Consider the following 18839-nt stretch of genomic DNA (forward strand, 5'->3'; position numbering starts at 1 on the left):
TTAGAAAGGATAATTGATCCCCACATTGTAAACGGCGTGGTTAAAATTGTATTCCTGAAACCATTTATGCCCGATAGGCTTGGCAGGATCGTAGGTTTTGAAACCAACATCAAAACGTAATACAAAAAAATTAAAGTCGTACCTTAATCCTATTCCACTTCCCACGGCAGTATTTTTAAAGTCTGAAAAAGAGGTGAATGTAGAAGCTTCGTCTTCAACAATATCAAGCACGTTCCAAATATTACCAATATCGATAAAAAAGGCACTATTGAGCGCACCAAAGAGATTGTAGCGATATTCAAGATTTAATGCGAGCTTCATATTCGCTTCATTAAATTCGTTACGTCCACCACTGCTACCAGGACCTAAATCGTATGCCTGCCACGCACGGTTATCATTAGGTCCTCCTGCAAAGAAACTTCTGGTAAAGGGAATACTGTTGGCATTACCATAGGGAATAGCAATACCACCAAAAGCACGAAGTGCAAAGATGTTTTTGCTTCCCAGGTCCCAGTGTTTAATAAAATCTATTTCCGGTTTTACATATTGAGAGAAAGCAACTCCCAGAATTTCTTTATTTCCGTTCTGATTTTCTTCAAATCCTGCAACTTCTGAAACAGCAGATAACAAATTTCCTGCAACTTCTATCTTGAAGCGGAACCTTGTAAATTCTTCATCATAGAGGTTTTCCTTGGTGTTCCATAGGTAAGTGTAATTTGATGCCAGGATTAAATTATTCTCTGTCAACCTATTTTTTCGTTCCCTTATATTGATTACATTTTGCCGTTGGCCAGGGGTAAGGCCGCTCGTGGTATTGTCATCATCATTAACAGATTCAATAAAACTCTCGGCGCCTTGCGGAATTATCAGGCGTCCGTTGTTATTTAGATAATCGGGGCTGGTAACTACGTTTGCAGATTGTACAATATTATTTAACTCGCTATAAGAATTCTGATAGACATTGAAGTAATTATCAGTGTTCAGGTTTCTTACGTATTGCAGGTTCACCAAGTCCACCCGGTTTGTAAGCTGGCGCGAGGGAGTCCATCTATAGTTAAGAATAGAGGAAAGATTTTGTTTGTCCAGTCCAATATTGTTTTGAGTACTTACACCCAGGCTGAGAGAGGTAAATGGCGACATATACCTGGGAATAAATCTTTCTGTTTCAAAAGGAAGGGAGATCCTTGGAAAAGTAAGCTTAAGGTCTGCTCCAATTTCTGAAATGTCAAAAAACCGGTCATCATCTTTGCTGGCGGCTGCATCTGTAGAAGATCCTACACTTCCCCTTCCTGAAATTTCAAGGTTTTCAGCACCGCCAAAAATATTTCTGATTAACAAAGAGCCTCCAAAGCCTATCCCAAATTTTTGAATATTACTTTGAGACACATCAAAATCGAACCCGAGGGAGTACTTTGGCTGAGGGGTTAGAAAGATATTGGCAATTAAATCTGTGTTTGTCGTATCTTCCGGATCTTGCGTGTACTGGATATTAGGATACTTGAAGTTCCGGAGGGAATTTAGACGATTGTAAGTACGGGTTCTTGCAATATCACTAAAGGTTCTTCCGGGTCTTATAAAGATAGCATCAATAATTGCTTCAGGCTTATATTCCATTTCATCAAAACTGTAGATGGTGAAATTTTCCACCTGGGCGCTATCTGTTACAGATTCATTACGATTAGCGTATTTATAATCTGTAAATACATTCACTTTGCTTATTTCGTGCACTTTAAAAGGGACGCGGTAAGTAGAATCCTCATTAGGCCCCAGTCGGTTGGGGATAATTATAGTAGTATTAACCTTGTAGTCTGTATTGATAGTATCTGCATCAAATGTTATATATTCCTGATCAAAATTGTAAACTCCATTATTTCGGAAAAGGTTTGTGAGCCTGTCCCTTTCCGCATTAAAGTCTAATGTTCGATACTGTGTGCCGGGAATTATTAATGATTCATCCTTATACCTTTCGTAAATCGAATCTAATACTTCAGAATCAATATCTGTTTTAATAGAATCTATTGTATAAGGAGTGCTGGTTTCTACATAATATTCAACTTTGGCTCTTTTCTCTTTTTTTTCTGAAGGTATAATTTCATATTCTGTTTCCACGTTAAACCAGCCATTATTCCAATACCAGGATTCCAGCCGGTTTACAGATCTTTCAGTATCTTCCTGATTCACTATTACTGGTGCTTCCCCTGTTCTTTTGATCCATTGATTAAAATCTATTCTGGATTTAATATAACTATCAAGTTGTTTTCGGGAAAGCAGTCCTTCCAATCTTTCCCTTCTTTGATCATTCTGAAGAAATTTGTCGCTTAAAATACTGTCAATGTTGGGGCGGGCAAGGTTGTAGAAGTGCAGTTGTAAAGGAAACCCTAGAAGTTTGGAATTGGGTGTTTGATAAAGCTGATTGTAAATCCTACTTTCGTTAATCCTTTCTCCATTTAAGAAAATATCATTCTTTGTAAGTAAGGATTCCTCAGACTCCAGACGTTTTACAGCGTTACAGGAGGCAAATAGAGCTATGGTTAGAATAAATAATGATATTTTTGCGAGGATGCGTTTCAAATAGCGCTAATTAATGCTTCAAAAATACATCTTTTGTATGGTTAGTAAAAACCAATTAAAGTTAATTAAAAGCCTGGCGCAAAAAAAGAATCGTAGGACCAGCGGCCTTTTTGTAGCCGAAGGAAAAAAAACAATTTCAGAACTGCTGTCTTCTGAAACAGAACTTCATCTACTTTTTTCTGAAGAGCATATTTTTAATGCTCCTGAAGAAAAGTTTGTAGAAGTAGGATCTGCAGATCTGAAAAAGATGAGCTTTTTAAAAACACCTCAAACTGCACTTGGTATTTTTAAAATCCCGGAAGTTTTCGTTCCTGATTATGATAAATTAATTCTTGTCTTAGATGGAGTGCGGGATCCCGGTAATCTTGGGACGATTATCAGATTGTGTGATTGGTTTGGGATTGACAAAATTGTATGTTCAAAAGATACAGTGGACTGTTATAATCTCAAAGTGGTACAGGCTACAATGGGGTCCATAGCAAGAGTTTCAATGGCGTATATGGATTTAACCGAATATTTTTTGGGTCGTCCCGAATCTCTTCCTATCCTGGGAACTTTTATGGAGGCGGAAAATATTTATAGAACCAGTTTACCTGGTAAAGGAATTCTGGTGATGGGCAATGAAGCAAATGGTATTTCTACAGAAGTAGAGAAATATGTTACCCAGCGGATAGGTATACCACAGTTTGGCAAGTCGTCTTCAACAGAAAGCCTTAATGTCGCAACTGCTACAGCAATTATTTTAAGCGAATTTAAAAGAGGGTGATATTACTGGAAAGTAAAATTCAAGAATATTGCTCTGGAGGTCATTTTATCTACATTTCCTGTAAATAATTCTCCGGGAATTTCATCTTGCACCAACTCATCATTAATTGCAAACACACCTCTAATGCTGGGACTAAGCTTAAAATATTGTAGATAAAGATCTATTCCAAAACCAATTTCATAATAATAAGTGTTAGTCTTCATGCGGAATTGTCCTTCATTGTATCCATCAGGATTATTTTCGTTACTGGAAAGGTTAATGGAGGTAGATAATCCCCCCACCACAAAAGGTTTGAAGTTATTCAGCCTGTCTGTAGAAAACTTTAGCAGTAAAGGAATATGTACATAGGTCGAATTAACTTCCCGAAATGTACTCGCATCGGCTTTAAGAGCCTGGAATCCCCTGGTATTAAAGCTTACTCCCGGTTCAAGTCGTAAATCCAGGTTGCTTCCCAATTTTAAATTCCCTATTAATCCAACATTAAAGCCAATTCTGGACTCTACCCTAAAATCCTGTCCTGTTACGGGATTGGGGTCATATTCCTGATAATCAAAATGAAAATCATAGCTGTTAAACCCGAGAAAATATCCCCAGGATAAGCGTTGGGCATCAAAATTTTCGTTGTTCAGGATCTGGTCTCCAAAAATTTGAGCATTAGAAAACTGGGAGCAGAGTAGGAAAAAGGAGATGACAAGAATTCTTTTCATAATATTATTTTGAAGCCACATAGATAGTGGCAACACCAAAAGTTTGTGGTTTATCTTCTATGTTAGTAAACCCCGTTTTCTTTAAAATATTGTTGAATGCCGCTCCATAGGGAAAACTGGCAGCGCTTTTGCTGAGATAGGAATAGGCTTCCTGATCTTTAGAAAAGATTTTTCCAACCAGGGGTAGAACCAGATTAGAATATAGTGTATAACCCTGTTTAAATGGGAATTTTGTTGGAACTGAAGTTTCCAGAATTACAAAAATTCCGCCGGGCCTCAAAACTCTAAAAATTTCTCTTAAACCTTTTTCCAGGTTTTCAAAATTTCTTACTCCAAAAGCAACTGTTATTGCGTCAAAGGAATTGTCTTCAAAAGGAAGGGCTTCAGAGTCTCCTTGTATCATTTCTATTCTTCCTTCCAGGTTTTGCTTTCGTATTTTCTTTCGTCCTACATCCAGCATACCTTCCGAAAGATCTAAACCTACAATTTTATCAGCTTCGGAATCCACCATTTTTATAGCAAGATCGCCTGTGCCAGTAGCAATATCCAGAATGCTTTTCGGCTTCCGGGATTTGACAAGAGCCACCACTTTGCGCCGCCATTTTTCATCGGTTCCAAGGGAAATAACCCGGTTAAGTCCGTCATAGTTGCCTGATATCTTATCAAACATCTTCTCTACCTGTTTCTTTCTTAATTCAGAACCTTTATATGGAGTAATTTTCTTACTCATCTTTAATTTTTTTTCAAAGATACATGTTATGGTATAATTGTATCATTTTAAGAGAGAATTTGTTCTTAACATTCAAAATATTGAATTTCATGATAATAAGTTACCTTTGTTGTTTCTTACAATTTCAAGCTGTTATATGAAAATAGTTATCGCTGGAGCGGGTGAAGTAGGATTCCATTTGGCAAAATTACTCTCATTTGAATCTCAGGACATTACGCTTATCGACACTAGCCGGGACCATTTACAGTATGCTGATACGCATCTGGATATCAGGACTATTAAAGGTGATGCCACTTCAATTAGCATTTTAAAGGACTCACAGGTTAAATATTCCGATATGGTGATTGCAGTTACTTCAAGTGAAGCGACAAACATTACCGTATGTGTTCTTGCGAAGCAGTTAGGCGCAAAAAGAACCATTGCCCGAATATCCAATACCGAATTTCTAGATAATAAAGAAGAAATTGGTTTTGTGAAGTTTGGTATTGACGAGTTAATCTCACCAGAGGCTCTTGCCGCAAGGGAAATAGAGCTTTTGCTAAACCAGTCGGCGTTTAATGATAGCTATGAATTTGAAGAAGGGGCTCTGACAATGATTGGCTTAAACCTTTCAAGAAATGCACTTTTTGTAGGAAAAACTGTAAAAGAAGCTGCCGAAATTTTTCCTCAACTTAATTTTGTGCCTATTGCAATTCAGAGAATAGGTACACAATATACATTGATTCCCAGAGGCGATACTCAGTTTAAAGACGGGGATCAGGTTTATTTTATCACCGTCAAAAATGGCGTGGAGGAACTTTATAAACTTACCGGAAAAGTAAAACAGGAAATAAAAAATGTTATGATCCTGGGAGGAAGTAAGATTGGCCGTAAAACAGCTATGGATCTTTGTCGTAACAATTTTCATGTGAAACTCGTAGAGCACAATAAGGAAAAAGCTTATGACCTTGCCGATGAACTTCCAAATACCCTCATTATTCATGGAGACGGCAGGAATGTAGAGTTACTGGAAGAAGAGAACATTCACGATATGGATGCTTTTATTGCCGTCACAGGAAATTCGGAAACGAATATTATGTCTTGTCTGGTGGCTAAGTCCAAGAGTGTTAAGAAAACAATTTCCCTTGTTGAAAACATGGACTATTTTCAGCTAAGCCATTCTATTGGAATAGATACACTTATTAATAAGAAGCTTTTGGCTGCAAACAACATTTTCAGGTATATTAGAAAAGGAGAAGTAGTCGCTATGACAAAACTCAATAATATGAATGCCGAATTGCTTGAGTTCATCGTGAAACCAAATTCAGAAGTATCTGATAAAAAGATAAAAGATATTGAATTTCCACGTTCAGCAATCATTGGTGGAATAATAAGAAACGGAGAAGGAATTATTGCTTTGGGTGAGTTTCTTATTAAATCGGGAGATCGCATAGTAGTTTGCTGCCTTCCCCGTTCCATAGGTAAGGTCGAAAAATTGTTCTTGTAATGCCAAGGTTAAATTTTCAGATTATAATGCACATCATGGGCCTTTTGCTAATCTGCAATGGAGGCTTTATGTTAACCGCGGTTCTTGTGAGCTGGTTCTATGAAGATGGTGTAACCATGGAAATTTCTATGGCTGCATTAATTACCCTCTTTATAGGAACCCTTTTAATGTTTTCTACCCGTGGGCATGATAAGAATATGAAAAAACGTGAGGGATACATTATCGTTACCTTCGGCTGGATTTTTATGGCTTTAAGCGGAACACTCCCTTACGTAATAAGCGAGTCAATTCCCAGGTTTACCAATGCCTTTTTTGAAACCATGTCGGGATATACCACTACTGGTGCTTCAATTTTAAATGATATAGAAGTAGTGCCTAAAGGAATACTGTTTTGGCGTAGTCTCACGCATTGGATAGGCGGTATGGGAATCATTGTTTTGGCTATTGCTATTTTGCCTCTGTTAGGAATTGGAGGAATGCAGCTCTTTGCTGCGGAAGCACCCGGCCCGAGTGCAGATAAACTGAAACCACGAATTACTGATACAGCCAAACGACTTTGGTTAATATACGTTAGTTATACAATAGCTGAAACTATCTTGCTTAAAGTGGCGGGAATGAGCCTGTTTGATGCGGCTAACCATGCTCTCAGTACCTTGTCTACAGGAGGTTTTTCTACGAAAAATGCGAGTCTGGCTTATTGGAATAATGATCCAATAATTCAGTATATCGTTATAATTTTCATGTTTCTTGCCGGGAGTAACTTTGTTTTGAGCTATTTTAGTTTTAAAGGAAAAATTCAGAAAGTGCTGCATGACGATGAGTTCAAGTGGTATTTTTATTTTATTGCATCTTTTACCTTAATTGCTTCAGTGATTATCTATTTTCAGGCCGATGTGGGGCTATCTTCTATAGATCATCCTATGGTTTGGGGAGAGGCCGAGAGCGCTTTCAGACATTCTCTTTTTCAGGTTTTGGCTATTATTACCACAACAGGTTTCGTCTCTGCCGATTATACTATGTGGACGCCATTTCTCACCATTCTATTTTTTGGTTTATTCTTTCTGGGGGGCTCTGCCGGTTCTACCGCGGGTGGTGTTAAGGTAATGCGGCATATTATTATGATAAAGAACGGCGTCATTGAATTTAAAAGAACCTTACATCCAAATGCTATTCTTCCGGTCCGCTTCAATAAGAAATCTATTAGTAAGGAAATTGTATTCAACATTCTAGGATTTTTTATCCTCTACATGCTTTCTTTTATAATAGGCGCAGTTGTTCTGGCTTCCCTGGATCTGGACTTTGAAACTGCAATTGGAGGTGCAGCTTCTTCCTTGGGAAATATTGGCCCCGCCTTTGGTGGCCTAAGTCCTGTAAACAATTTTGATATGCTGCCTGACTTTGGAAAGTGGTGGTGTGCTTTCTTAATGCTGATAGGTAGGCTTGAACTTTTTACAGTTCTTATAATTCTCACTCCTTTTTTCTGGAGAAACAGGTAAATGTTGAGTTAAAAAGTTAAAGAGTTAAAGAGTGAAAAGATCTAAAAAAGATTTTGCAGGACTAACAGGGACTAACCGGACACTACCGAAATGCCTTTGTCAGCCACAGCTGATAAAGTCTGAAGGGTAAAAAACTCCTTCTAATAATCATCATCCTAATCCCAAAACGTTTTTTAATAAGGTTTTTTTGACTAGGGGGACTATCTGCGCCACACTTTAGCCGCTCCTGTCCTTCATTCGGATGTTTTATTAGAAGCCGATATTGGCCATTTTTCGGGCATTGCCTTAAAATTATCTGCAAGGTTTATGAACCGTGCAGGAGGAGGTGAACTGAATGTCTGTTCAATAGCGTCTAATCAGAAAAATGAATAAAAAAACCTCACAGATCCCGGAGGACTACTGTGAGGTTTAAATTTTGAAACATCAAAATCTTGATTTCTATGCTTCAGAAACAGCAACTTTTATTCTTTTTAAAGCTTCTTCAATCTGGGACTCGCTTGCAGCATAAGAAATTCTTATACAATCTGGATTACCAAATGCATCTCCGGTAACTGTAGCTACAAGGGCTTCTTCTAGCAGAAACATAGAGAAGTCTGTTGCGTTCTCTATTTTATGTCCTTTAAGGGTTTTTCCGAAGAATTCAGAAACATTAGGAAAAACATAGAAAGCACCTTCCGGTTCTGTTGTAACAAAACCTTCTATATCATTTAGTAAATCTATTATAAGTTTTCGCCTCTTTTTAAAGGTGTCCACCATGTGGCTTATCTTGCTCACAGGAGCTTCAAGAGCAGTAATTACGGCTCTTTGTGCTATACAGTTTGCTCCGCTGGTGATCTGTCCCTGGATTTTGTTGCACGCACGGGCAATCCATGCAGGAGCACCAATGTATCCAATACGCCAGCCAGTCATGGCAAAGGCTTTAGAAACACCGTTAACGGTGATAACGCGCTCATACATATCCTCAAACTGAGCCATAGATGCATGTCCACCTACAAAATTAATATGTTCGTAAATTTCATCACTTAAAATTAGAATATCAGGGTGTTTAGCCAATACATCTGCTAAAGCTCTAAGCTCTTCTTTGCTGTAAACCATTCCACTTGGATTACAGGGAGAGCTGTACCAAATCATCTTAGTTTTTGGTGTAATTGCTTTTTCAAGTTGCTCCGGAGTCATTTTAAAATTGGTTTCTACAGATGTGGGAACCTCAACCGGAACACCATCTGCCAGCTTCACTATTTCAGCATAGCTAACCCAATAAGGGCAGGGTAAGATCACTTCGTCTCCTTCGTTTAAAAGCACCATTGCAACATTAGCAAGCGATTGCTTGGCTCCTGTAGAAACGACAATTTGAGAGTGGTTATAAGTTAAATCATTGTCTCTCTTAAACTTGGTAATAATGGCATCTTTTAGTTCAGCATAACCATCTACGGGAGAATAGGAATTGTAATTATCATTAATTGCCTGAATGGCAGCATCTTTAATGAAATCGGGAGTATTAAAATCGGGTTCCCCTAAACTTAATCCTATAATGTCCTTTCCTTCAGCTTTTAGTTCACGCGCTTTTGCCGCCATTGCCAAAGTTTGGGACGTTGCTAAATTGTTAATCCTGTTTGATAATTTTTCTTGCATTTTAGTTGATTAAAAAAGGTTGTTTAACTTGAAATTGCAGGTTTTGAACCCATCTCTTTTAAAAATTGAAAATGGGCTTTTATAGCTGCGCGTGTGGTTTTGTATTCGTTGTAAGGCAGGTTGCACTCCTGTGCGGTTTGCTTTACAATCTTGGAAATATTAGAATAGTGAATATGACTGATGTTGGGGAAAATATGGTGTTCTACCTGATGGTTCAGTCCGCCGGTAAACCAGTTTACAATTCTGTTTTTAGTAGAAAAGTTTACAGTAGTGAATAACTGGTGTATTGCCCAGGTATTTTTCATAGATCCTGTATCGTCTGGTAGTGGCATATCTGTTTGCTTTACTACATGGGCAAGTTGGAACACTACGCTCAAAATAAGTCCTGCGGTATAATGCATCACAAAAAAGCCAATAAGAATCTTCCACCAGGCTACAGATAAGAAGAGCATGGGAATAACGATCCATATCGCTACATAAATTAGTTTTGTAATAGCAATTATGCTCCATTGTGTTACCGGATTTGGCAATTTTCCGTAGGATAATTTTTTCTTTAAATATCTTTTAGTCTGTTTAAAATCTGTGGTTAGTGCCCAGTTAAAAGTCAGTAATCCATAGAGAAAAACAGAATAATAATGCTGAAATCTGTGTATTTTAAGCCAGGGGGCATGTGCTGAAAATCGAATAATTCTTCCGGCATCCAGGTCTTCATCATGGCCGTGGATATTTGTATAGGTGTGGTGCAGGACGTTGTGCTGAACCTGCCAGTTGTACACATTCCCTGCAAGAACATATATGGTGCCTCCCATAAATTTATTTACCCAATTTTTTGAAGAATAAGACCCGTGGTTACCATCGTGCATGATATTCATCCCAACACCGGCCATTCCGGCCCCCATTACGACTGTTAAAAGCAACATCCACCATTGGGAGATATCGAGGGTGAGGATGAGGAAGTATGGTGTCAGGAATAATGAAAACATTACTATAGCCTTAATGTGAAGCTTCCAGTTACCTGTTTTTTTAAGATCATTTTCTTTGAAGTAGGAATTTACCCGCTTATTAAGAGTCCTGAAGAATTTTGCCGAATCGACCCTTGAAAATCGAATATTAGTATTTTGGGTAGTTTCCATTGCTTGTGCTTTAATGTTCAAAGGTAAAATATTAAATAGTGTGAATGAATTAAAAGTGCAACTTTTAGGCCGCAAATTGCTACTTTTGCCAAAAAGTAAAAAAATTGGAACTAATACTTAAATATTTTCCCGATTTATCTGAAGATCAACAAACAAAATTCAGAAAACTTGAAGAACTTTATAAGGACTGGAACCTTAAAATTAATGTAGTAAGTCGCAAAGATATAGATGAGCTTTATCTAAGACATGTACTACATTCTTTAGGTATAGCTAAGGTGCAACAATTTAATGCAGATACTAAAATCCTGGATGTTGGGACGGGAGGAGGATTTCCCGGCATACCGCTGGCAATACTTTTTCCTGAAGCCCAGTTTCATCTCGTGGATTCTATCGGAAAAAAAATAAAAGTGGTAGAAGAGGTTTCTGAAGGTCTGCAGCTTCAAAACGTAAAAACCACCAATGCGAGGGTAGAAGAGATAAAAGGCCAATTCGACTTTATCGTGAGTAGGGCAGTGGCTGCCATGCCTACTTTTGTTCACTGGACAAAAGGTAAAATTGCTAAAAAAAGTAATCACGAACTTAAAAACGGAATTCTTTATCTTAAAGGCGGCGATCTTTCTGAAGAACTTAAAGATTATCAAACCGCAAAGATTTACAATCTCACAAATTATTTCGAAGAAGATTTCTATGAAACGAAAAAAGTGGTACACCTTCCGATAAAATATAAAGGCTGATAATTGCCATTTTAGAGGCACCTCCAAAAAGACAATTTTCGATCTTTTTTATCTCGGGAACAACTTATTTATCTACAATGATTTTTTTGTTGTATATATTTTCAGCAGTATGGACCTTCACCACATAAACAGAAGTGCTAACAGGCCGCATTAAAGTGAGATAGACCTCTTTTTCTGTGGTAGCTTCAGTAAAAGTCTCAAGTTGTTGTCCATTGAGGGTGAAAATCCGTACCTCAAGGATTTGTTGGGCACCGGGATTATGAATTACCAGTTGCTTCTCGTCCATTAGATACTCTACAGAAATTGTAGATGAATTTTCACCATTTTCATCCTCCGGATTTTCTTTTGGATTTTCAGAGTCTGGATTTTCTGCTTCTTCAGGAGTCTCACCATTACCGGGAATTGGCTCTTCGGGAGATTCACCTGGATTTTGTCCTTCCTCAGGAAGCTCTTCTTCAGGATTTTCTTCTTCTGGAATTTCAGGTTTTTGAAACACTACTTCAAAACGTTCGTAATAATCCCCCGGTTCAATTTGTAAAACAAATTCAGAATTTCTAAGATCGTGATAAGTTTCTGTAGATTTATCCCTGATGTAAATTTCCACACTTTCAGAAATATTCTCCAGTTCATCAATTAAGATTTTGAATTCTCCCTGCTTTTCGATCCGCAACCCTATTGGCAGTACCTGCTCGGGATTAACATGGCCTACTCCCTGGATTACATATTCCCAGCCATCAATAAGCCAGAACATGTCTTCAAGATTATAATCGTTAAGCAGTGCATCGTAACCTAAATCAAATCCGTTAGAGGTATTTTTGTCGACTCCAAGAAGTATTTGCCTATGGTATCCCAAGGGAGATTGGAAATTTAATCTGATTCGGGACTTATTTTCTTCAGTTTCTGCTGATTTCTCTCTTATTTCCGGCTTAAGGAACTGTGAATTGGAACCTTCTTTTCTAAATCGTCTTTGATTATTTTTGAATCTTACAACCCCACCACTTCCCGAAAGTTCACCACCTACGGAGGAATTTATTTCGGTATTAATAAAAAAGCCCTGCCCTACAGGAATAAAATCTCCCGGTCTTCGGGTACTTCTGTCTCCTGTGGCATCAATACGCTCATCTGTAGCTATTGCTGCCACGGCACCCACCAGGTTAAGTACGGCATAACCTCCTACATATTCAGATAAAACATGGGTTTTTCCGGAGAAATGATCCCAGAAATATAAGGCGCCGTTAAAGGCGTTTTTATCATTTCTCCCACCATTGATATCTTTCAGGTTGTCTAGAAAGAATTCACTCACGCTCAAAGCAGAAGGGTAGGGGTTTCCTATCAGATAATTTTGATTACTTCCTATAGACAGGGAAATTGTGCCATTATTGGGTTTGCCTTTAAATACATAATTCTGTAAAGTGGTAAGATTGGCTTCACCTGAAGTTCCCTTCATGGTATAACCCTCACCAACTTTCAGAAATGCATTACTACCTATTTGCTCCCACGCACTATAGGCATCTGCTGTACGGGCACGGAAAGCATTGATCCAGTAATTACTGACTTTACGCGGACTGGCGTAAGCTCCATCGGCATGAGTATGTGGATTGCCAAAATTTATTGTTTGTCCAAAAGATCCGGTTGGAGAACCATCCAGCATGATTTCGGCAACGGTATAACCCGAATTATTTGCGTCACCCTGTGGTACAACAGGAGAACTCCAGTAGTTATAGTTGTAACTGCTGGCAGTCCCTTGTTGCTCCCGTTCAATATAACCGCTGCTCGTTGGTGCAAGAATACTGCCTTCACTCTGGATAAGTTGAGATTCCCCGTTAAGGTCTATTATCCCGTTTAGTTCCAGATAGTGACTAATTGTTAATCCGTTTCCTGTAGTATTGTTTACAGAACCCTGCATGTCCAGCGTACTGTTTTCCCGTTGTGGTGTTCCTTCTTTAGAAATTAATCCAAGCAAATGTATATCCTGTAAATCGGAATTTATTTGGTGTGAAATTTCTGCAATGTTCCAGTTAATAAAGTTTCCGTTTATTCCTTTACTGTTAGGCGGATCCCAAACATCTGGTCGTGCCCAAGTTATATCAGATCTCCAGGCACCGTCTTGTACTGAATAATATGGAAGCGGTGCAGAATTCTCCTGTTCGGTGGTAATGTTTCTTAGTCGCCCATCTACGCGGTTCGTTGCCCGGTCTGTTGTAAAACCATTTTCGATTTCCTCCACCACTAAATGATAGTAGCCTGAAAGTTCGCTCCAGGCAAGTTCTCCCGGAACATCAATTGGCAGAACCTGTCCTCTGGTGTTTGTTCCGTTTAATTCCAGCCGCTGATTCATCATAAACCTTAGCTGTTCTTCTGTAAGGGCGCTTTTCCATAGGCGTACTTCTTCTATAGAACCTTTGTAATAATTCTTCGGAATATCAGGATCATCAGGATTGTGCATCGCCCCAATGAGGAAAGGAACATCCAGGTCTATAGGATTTGTGGCTGTACGATTTCCTACCGGAATCCCATCAACATAAAGAGTGACTTTTGAATTTTGATAAATAACTGCTAAATGGTACCAGCGGTCTGTATTAATTTTGTGCGAAGTGGAAACAGCATTCCCTGCCCATCTAAAGGTGGGTGCGCCGTTGTTTATAATTAAATCAAACCCTCCTGAAGGCAAATTGTTGGCGTTCCTTTTGGACATTATAGTTCGCGTGCCCTGAATAGATTTTGGCAATATCCATGCTTCAATAGTGAATGCGCCCGAGCTTAAACTGTAATTTTTACCAAAATCAATATAATCATCAACTCCATCAAAATCCAATGTACTGCAGTCATTTTCAAGTTTAATTTCAACTTCATCATATCTTGCGCAGGAACCATCTTCGTGGGTAATTGTCCATCTAAGGATATATGTTCCGGCAGTACCTGAAAAACCTGAGGCAGGATTTGAAGGATCTTCGATCACGCCCGCATCACCAGATGCTATACTCCAGGTTCCAACTCCAACTTCCGGAGTATTTGCTTCAAGTGTGGTAGTGTCGAATCCGCAGCCCATCACCTGATCTTCCCCTGCCATTGGTTCTGATAATTCGGAAGGTTGAGAAATAGTTACATTTTCAAGAACCTGGCAACCATTGGCATCAATAACAGTAACAGTATATTCTCCAGGGGCGAGATTGGTAGCTGAAGAATCTGTTTGTTGTTCACTATCATTCCAAAGAAATTCATAGTAAAGATTTCCTTCAGCATCTGTAAAAGGTGTGCCTCCCTCTGGATGAACATAGGCAATTGCACTTTCCCCAAAACAAACAGGTTCATTGGTCGTTACTTCCGCAGTTAGAGGCGTGTCCGGCTGGGTAATGGTAATTGGAGTGGTTTTGAATATTTCCCCTTTACTGTCCCTAACCCATACAGAATATGTTCCTGCGGCCAGTCCTGTAAATTCTCTGGAAGATTGGAAAGGTCCGTTTTCTCCCTCCAGACTGTAATCATAGGCCGGGGTTCCACCTGAAGCCCTTACTTTTATAATTCCCTGCATGCCTTCAAAACAAGGAATTTCATTTGGTGTTGCTGTGGCGTATAGCGGAGTGCTAACCATTTCACCGTCATTGGTAGAAAAACATTTTGGATCAGGTCCCTGTCCGCATTTCCACTTCTTGTTATTACTAAAGGTAAGATAAACGTTGTCTATGGTAATAAGATCACCACATTCCCAGTCATTTATTGCAATGGTCCTGGCAACATCGGGGATGGCCTCTTTGCAGTAAAATTCACCTCCTTCCTGGATGGTTGTAATAGTGCCGTCTGTTTTTTCAAGGGTGTAGATATATTCTATGTATAGGCTGTACCTTGTAGGAGCTGATGATAAGTCGACATAGATATATTTTGAGGTGGTGCTTCCACAATTGCTGGAAGTTATCCTGTTTCCATTTTCGTCACCAACAAAGAAATCGCCACCGCTAAAGTCGTTAGACCCACAATCGTCTACATAACATTCTCCTACGTATTGTACGTATGTGTTTGTTATACTCTCTCCGGTACTGTCTGTAACAGTCACTGTAATTGTTTTATTCCCTTTTTCAGGATAAGTTACCCGGTGGGAACCCGGTCCCGTGGCAGTTTGCGGAGTGGCATCTGCCCCAAAATTCCATTCGTAAGTATAAGGACCCACGCCTCCTCTGGCTTGTCGATCTTCAACTTCAAAATAAGAAGTCCTGATAAGGTCTTCATCAGTTTCGCAAATCGATGTTGGTATAATTGGAGCACGAATAATGTCGATAATTGTAGCTTCCGCTGTTACCTGACATCCGTTCCTGTCTGTCACGGTAACTTCATAAACTCCTGCGGGTAAATTTGTGGCAGTTTGTGTGATCTGCAGTACTTCATTTGCACCAGTCCGGCGCCATTCATAAGTATATCCTGTAGCACCTCCCGCCGGGCTTGCACTAACTGTTCCTGTGGAAGTTCCGTAAGTCGTGGTACGGGTGGAAGTGGTTTCTACCGTTAATGGAGCTTCTGGTTGAAGAATTGAAAAGCTTTCGTTCAGGATCACCTGGCAGGAAGGATAATCCTGATCTCTAATGGAAACTGCATATGTGCCTGCTGCCAGACCTGTAAATGTATTCGCTGCCTGCCAGGTTACACCATCTACACTGTATTCATAACTTCCGTGCCCACCTGTAGGAGTTGAAAAAGTAATCGTACCGTCAGCACCATTAAAGCAATTTACGTCTGTTTTAGATAAAGCGGCATTTAATTCTGCTGGTTCAGAAACATTTACAATGGTTTGGAGCGCGCAGTTTTCATCATCTTTTACAAAAATGGTGTGCGTGCCGGCAGATAGCCCGCTAAAAGTTTTGTCTGTGCTGAAATTAATATTGTCTATGGAGTAATAATATTGACCTGTACCTCCCGTGACTGTTCCGGCAGTTACAGTTCCATCACTTCCGCCAAAACAGGTAGCTTCAGTAGAAGTAGGGGTAGTCATATCAAGTTCTGAAGGTTCTGTAACTGTAAATTCTGCTTCGGTTACACAAGCGTTTTCATCTCTTACAGAAATCGTATAGGAGCCAGGTTCAAGATTAGAAAAAGAATTTATATCCTGATAACTGGTACCGGTTATCATGTACTGATAAGTTCCGGTTCCACCTGAAACTTCTCCGGCGGTAACGATACCATCAGAGGCGCCGGAGCAGGTAACGGGCTGTACTTGGGGCGGATTCATTAGTAATGGTTCCGGCTCAGTAATAGTTGCACTTGCTATTGCTTCACATCCTTTAGCATCTCTTACAGTAACTGTATATGTTCCTGCGGAAAGATTGCTGAACGTATTTGCAGTTCCAAAATTAATTCCGTCGAGGGAATAGGTATAACCTGAATTTCCTCCTGAAACATTTCCTGCAGAAATACTTCCGTCGTCCCCTCCATTACAACTCACGTGGTTAATATTGGGATCAGCCATTGTAAGCACATCCGGCTGGATGATAATTGCCGTTTTTTGCACCTCGCACCCTTTGGCATCTCTCACAGTAACTGTATAAGTTCCTGCGGAAAGGTTGCTAAACGTATTTGCAGTTCCAAAATCAGTTCCGTCAATAGCGTATTGATAACCTGAATTTCCACCTGAAACAGCACCTGCAGTTATACTTCCATCCGCTTCGCCGTTACAGCTTACCGGCACAATTTCGGGATCAGCCATGGTGAGCACGTCCGGTTGATCGATAATTGCCGTTTTTTGCACCTCGCATCCTTTGGCATCTCTTACGGTAATCGTATATGTTCCTGCGGAAAGGTTGCTAAAAGTATTTGAGGTTCCAAAATTAGTTCCGTCAATCGAATATTGGTAACCGGAATTTCCTCCTGAAACATTGCCTGCAGAAATGCTTCCGTCATTCCCTCCGTTGCAACTTACGGGAGTAATTTCGGGGGCAGTCATTGTGAGCACATCAGGCTGTTCGATAATTGCCGTTTTTTGATCCTCGCATCCTTTTGAATCTCTTACGGTTATAGTATAAGTTCCTGCGGAAAGGTTGCTGAAGGTATTTGAAGTTCCAAAGTTAGTTCCGTCAATCGAATATTGGTAACCAGAATTTCCTCCTGAAACATTTCCTGCCGTAATATTTCCGTCGTTACCGCCATTACAGCTTACAGGATTAACGGCCGCAGCTTGCATAACGAGGTCGTCGGGTTGAGAAATCGTTACTGATTCTGTGGTGACACAACCGTTTGCATCTTCCACGCTTACGGTGTAAGTGCCGGCCGCCAACCCCGACTTTGATGCTCCCGATCCAAGGCTGGTCCAGGTGTAGGAATAAGGTGCTGTGCCTCCCGAGGCTTCAGCTTCCGCAGAACCCGAGCTTGATCCGTAACAGTCCACTTCAATGCTGCTAATTTCTACTTCTAAAGGATCGATAACAACCTGCTGATTAAGATTTGAGGTATTACCGTCTTCATCTTCAAATTGCCATTCGACGGTATAAGTGCCGGCTGTAGAAAAGGTAGTTTGGCTGGTAGTTGTTCCGGTAATTTCTCCGGAGCAATTATCGGTTGCTACGGGTACGGTAAGAGTGTATTCGCAACCCCAATGCACATTGGCTACTTCGGGAAGTTGCGGTGCTTCATTGTCAATAACAGTAACGATCTGCTCTACAGGATCTGCAGTATTATTATAATCATCGGTTACTGCCCAGGTGATAATTGTTGTTCCAACCGGGTAACTTTCTGTAAGGCTTCTTCCGTCAGATCTTGTTCCTGTAGGGTCCAGAACAGCACAATTATCTGTTGCTGAAGCCGAAACAATCGAAACATTTGCTTCACAGGTCCCGCTTATGTTAGTAACGATAATATCTGGTTTTGCTGATATTGTAGGTTTTTCAGTATCTGATACTGTCACTTTTTGAGTGGCTTTGGCCGTATTACCGGCAGAATCTTCTACTGTCCATGTAATTATTGTGGTTCCAACTTCAAAATAGGAAGGGGCGTCGTTCTGAAGATCTACAACTTCACAATTGTCGGCTGTGGTAGGGGTGCCAAGGTTTACACCGGTCGCAATACAATCACCTGTATCTGTACTTGTACTAACATCTTCAGGAGCAGTAATAGTGGGATTTGTGTTGTCGCTTTCAGAAATAGCTACAGAAGTGCTGCTTTCCTGTGGTGTAGGATTGGTATTATCGGTTACGGTTAAATTATATGTTCCCGCACTTAATCCTGAAATATCTTCACTGTTACTCGTATATCCATTAGGGCCAGTCCAACTGAAATTAAATCCACCAGACCCTCCGGAAACTGTAATGTCAATGGTGCCATCAGAACCGCCAACGCAACTAACATCTTGTAAAGTGGTATTTATTGATATTGCGACATAAGTTTCCCCCTCTGCAGAAGAAAACATTCCTGCAGAAAGAAATAGAAAGACCAGTAAAATAAAGGCATTAAGCCTCGAAGTAATTTTACCCATGCGCAAATTGATTAGATGCCGATCGGCAAAGGTACGCATAAAACCGATTAAATGTTAATATTTACGATTAAAAGCGCTTTTTATAGGCTGATATTGAAAATTTTAGCTCATTCCTAAAGAAAAAACTTACC

General features: G+C 39.8%; 10 protein-coding genes. 4 read left to right on the forward strand and 6 right to left on the reverse strand.

Going from position 1 to position 18839, the window contains the following annotated elements:
- Window positions 1-2571: a translocation and assembly module lipoprotein TamL gene (gene tamL / locus RM549_RS14610; protein ID WP_311686120.1), complete on the reverse strand. Its 2571-nt coding sequence runs from the start codon at window positions 2569-2571 to the stop codon at window positions 1-3.
- A 37-nt stretch (window positions 2572-2608) separates the two neighbouring features.
- On the opposite strand from tamL, the gene RM549_RS14615 reads away from it, so the two are divergent.
- A complete protein-coding gene (locus tag RM549_RS14615) occupies window positions 2609-3337 on the forward strand; it encodes an RNA methyltransferase (RefSeq protein WP_311686122.1) in 729 nt (242 codons plus the stop codon).
- 2 nt (window positions 3338-3339) lie between these two features.
- Here the strand turns inward: RM549_RS14615 and porT are convergent, their stop codons facing one another.
- Window positions 3340-4044, reverse strand: a complete 705-nt coding sequence (porT, locus tag RM549_RS14620; RefSeq protein ID WP_311686123.1) for a type IX secretion/gliding motility protein PorT/SprT — start codon at window positions 4042-4044, stop codon at window positions 3340-3342.
- A 4-nt stretch (window positions 4045-4048) separates the two neighbouring features.
- Window positions 4049-4774, reverse strand: coding sequence for a bifunctional demethylmenaquinone methyltransferase/2-methoxy-6-polyprenyl-1,4-benzoquinol methylase UbiE (gene ubiE, locus RM549_RS14625; protein WP_311686124.1), 726 nt, complete (start codon window positions 4772-4774; stop codon window positions 4049-4051).
- A 136-nt stretch (window positions 4775-4910) separates the two neighbouring features.
- Here ubiE and trkA point away from each other — a divergent pair, with 136 nt between their 5' ends.
- Both trkA and RM549_RS14635 read left to right on the forward strand, forming a co-directional pair.
- A complete protein-coding gene (gene trkA / locus RM549_RS14630; RefSeq protein ID WP_311686126.1) occupies window positions 4911-6260 on the forward strand; it encodes a Trk system potassium transporter TrkA in 1350 nt (449 codons plus the stop codon).
- Window positions 6260-7756, forward strand: a complete 1497-nt coding sequence (locus RM549_RS14635) for a TrkH family potassium uptake protein (RefSeq protein ID WP_311686128.1) — start codon at window positions 6260-6262, stop codon at window positions 7754-7756. Before trkA ends, RM549_RS14635 begins: the two co-directional genes overlap by 1 nt.
- Before the next feature lie 438 nt (window positions 7757-8194).
- On the opposite strand, the gene RM549_RS14640 is transcribed toward RM549_RS14635, so the two are convergent.
- The gene (locus RM549_RS14640) at window positions 8195-9388 is read right to left on the reverse strand and encodes a pyridoxal phosphate-dependent aminotransferase (protein ID WP_311686130.1); all 1194 of its coding nucleotides are present in this window, start codon (window positions 9386-9388) and stop codon (window positions 8195-8197) included.
- A gap of 23 nt (window positions 9389-9411) precedes the next feature.
- A complete protein-coding gene (locus RM549_RS14645; protein WP_311686132.1) occupies window positions 9412-10521 on the reverse strand; it encodes a fatty acid desaturase family protein in 1110 nt (369 codons plus the stop codon).
- A 104-nt stretch (window positions 10522-10625) separates the two neighbouring features.
- On the opposite strand from RM549_RS14645, the gene rsmG reads away from it, so the two are divergent.
- Window positions 10626-11255, forward strand: a complete 630-nt coding sequence (rsmG, locus tag RM549_RS14650; protein WP_311686134.1) for a 16S rRNA (guanine(527)-N(7))-methyltransferase RsmG — start codon at window positions 10626-10628, stop codon at window positions 11253-11255.
- Window positions 11256-11319: 64 nt separating this feature from the next.
- On the opposite strand, the gene RM549_RS14655 is transcribed toward rsmG, so the two are convergent.
- Window positions 11320-18708 carry a DUF8693 domain-containing protein gene (locus RM549_RS14655; protein WP_311686136.1) on the reverse strand — a complete coding sequence of 2463 codons (7389 nt, stop codon included), beginning with the start codon at window positions 18706-18708 and terminating at the stop codon, window positions 11320-11322.
- Window positions 18709-18839: the final 131 nt, after the last annotated feature.

The organism is Autumnicola patrickiae (assembly GCF_031846525.1).
GTDB lineage: Bacteria > Bacteroidota > Bacteroidia > Flavobacteriales > Flavobacteriaceae > Autumnicola > Autumnicola patrickiae.

Excerpts from the sequence above, each read along its gene's own strand:
- RM549_RS14615 (WP_311686122.1), top strand. The coding sequence starts at position 2,609 with ATGGTTAGTAAAAACCAATTAAAGTTAATTAAAAGCCTGGCGCAAAAA.
- porT (WP_311686123.1), bottom strand. The coding sequence starts at position 4,044 with ATGAAAAGAATTCTTGTCATCTCCTTTTTCCTACTCTGCTCCCAGTTT.
- ubiE (WP_311686124.1), bottom strand. The coding sequence starts at position 4,774 with ATGAGTAAGAAAATTACTCCATATAAAGGTTCTGAATTAAGAAAGAAA.
- trkA (WP_311686126.1), top strand. The coding sequence starts at position 4,911 with ATGAAAATAGTTATCGCTGGAGCGGGTGAAGTAGGATTCCATTTGGCA.
- RM549_RS14635 (WP_311686128.1), top strand. The coding sequence starts at position 6,260 with ATGCCAAGGTTAAATTTTCAGATTATAATGCACATCATGGGCCTTTTG.
- RM549_RS14640 (WP_311686130.1), bottom strand. The coding sequence starts at position 9,388 with ATGCAAGAAAAATTATCAAACAGGATTAACAATTTAGCAACGTCCCAA.
- RM549_RS14645 (WP_311686132.1), bottom strand. The coding sequence starts at position 10,521 with ATGGAAACTACCCAAAATACTAATATTCGATTTTCAAGGGTCGATTCG.
- RM549_RS14655 (WP_311686136.1), bottom strand. The coding sequence starts at position 18,708 with ATGGGTAAAATTACTTCGAGGCTTAATGCCTTTATTTTACTGGTCTTT.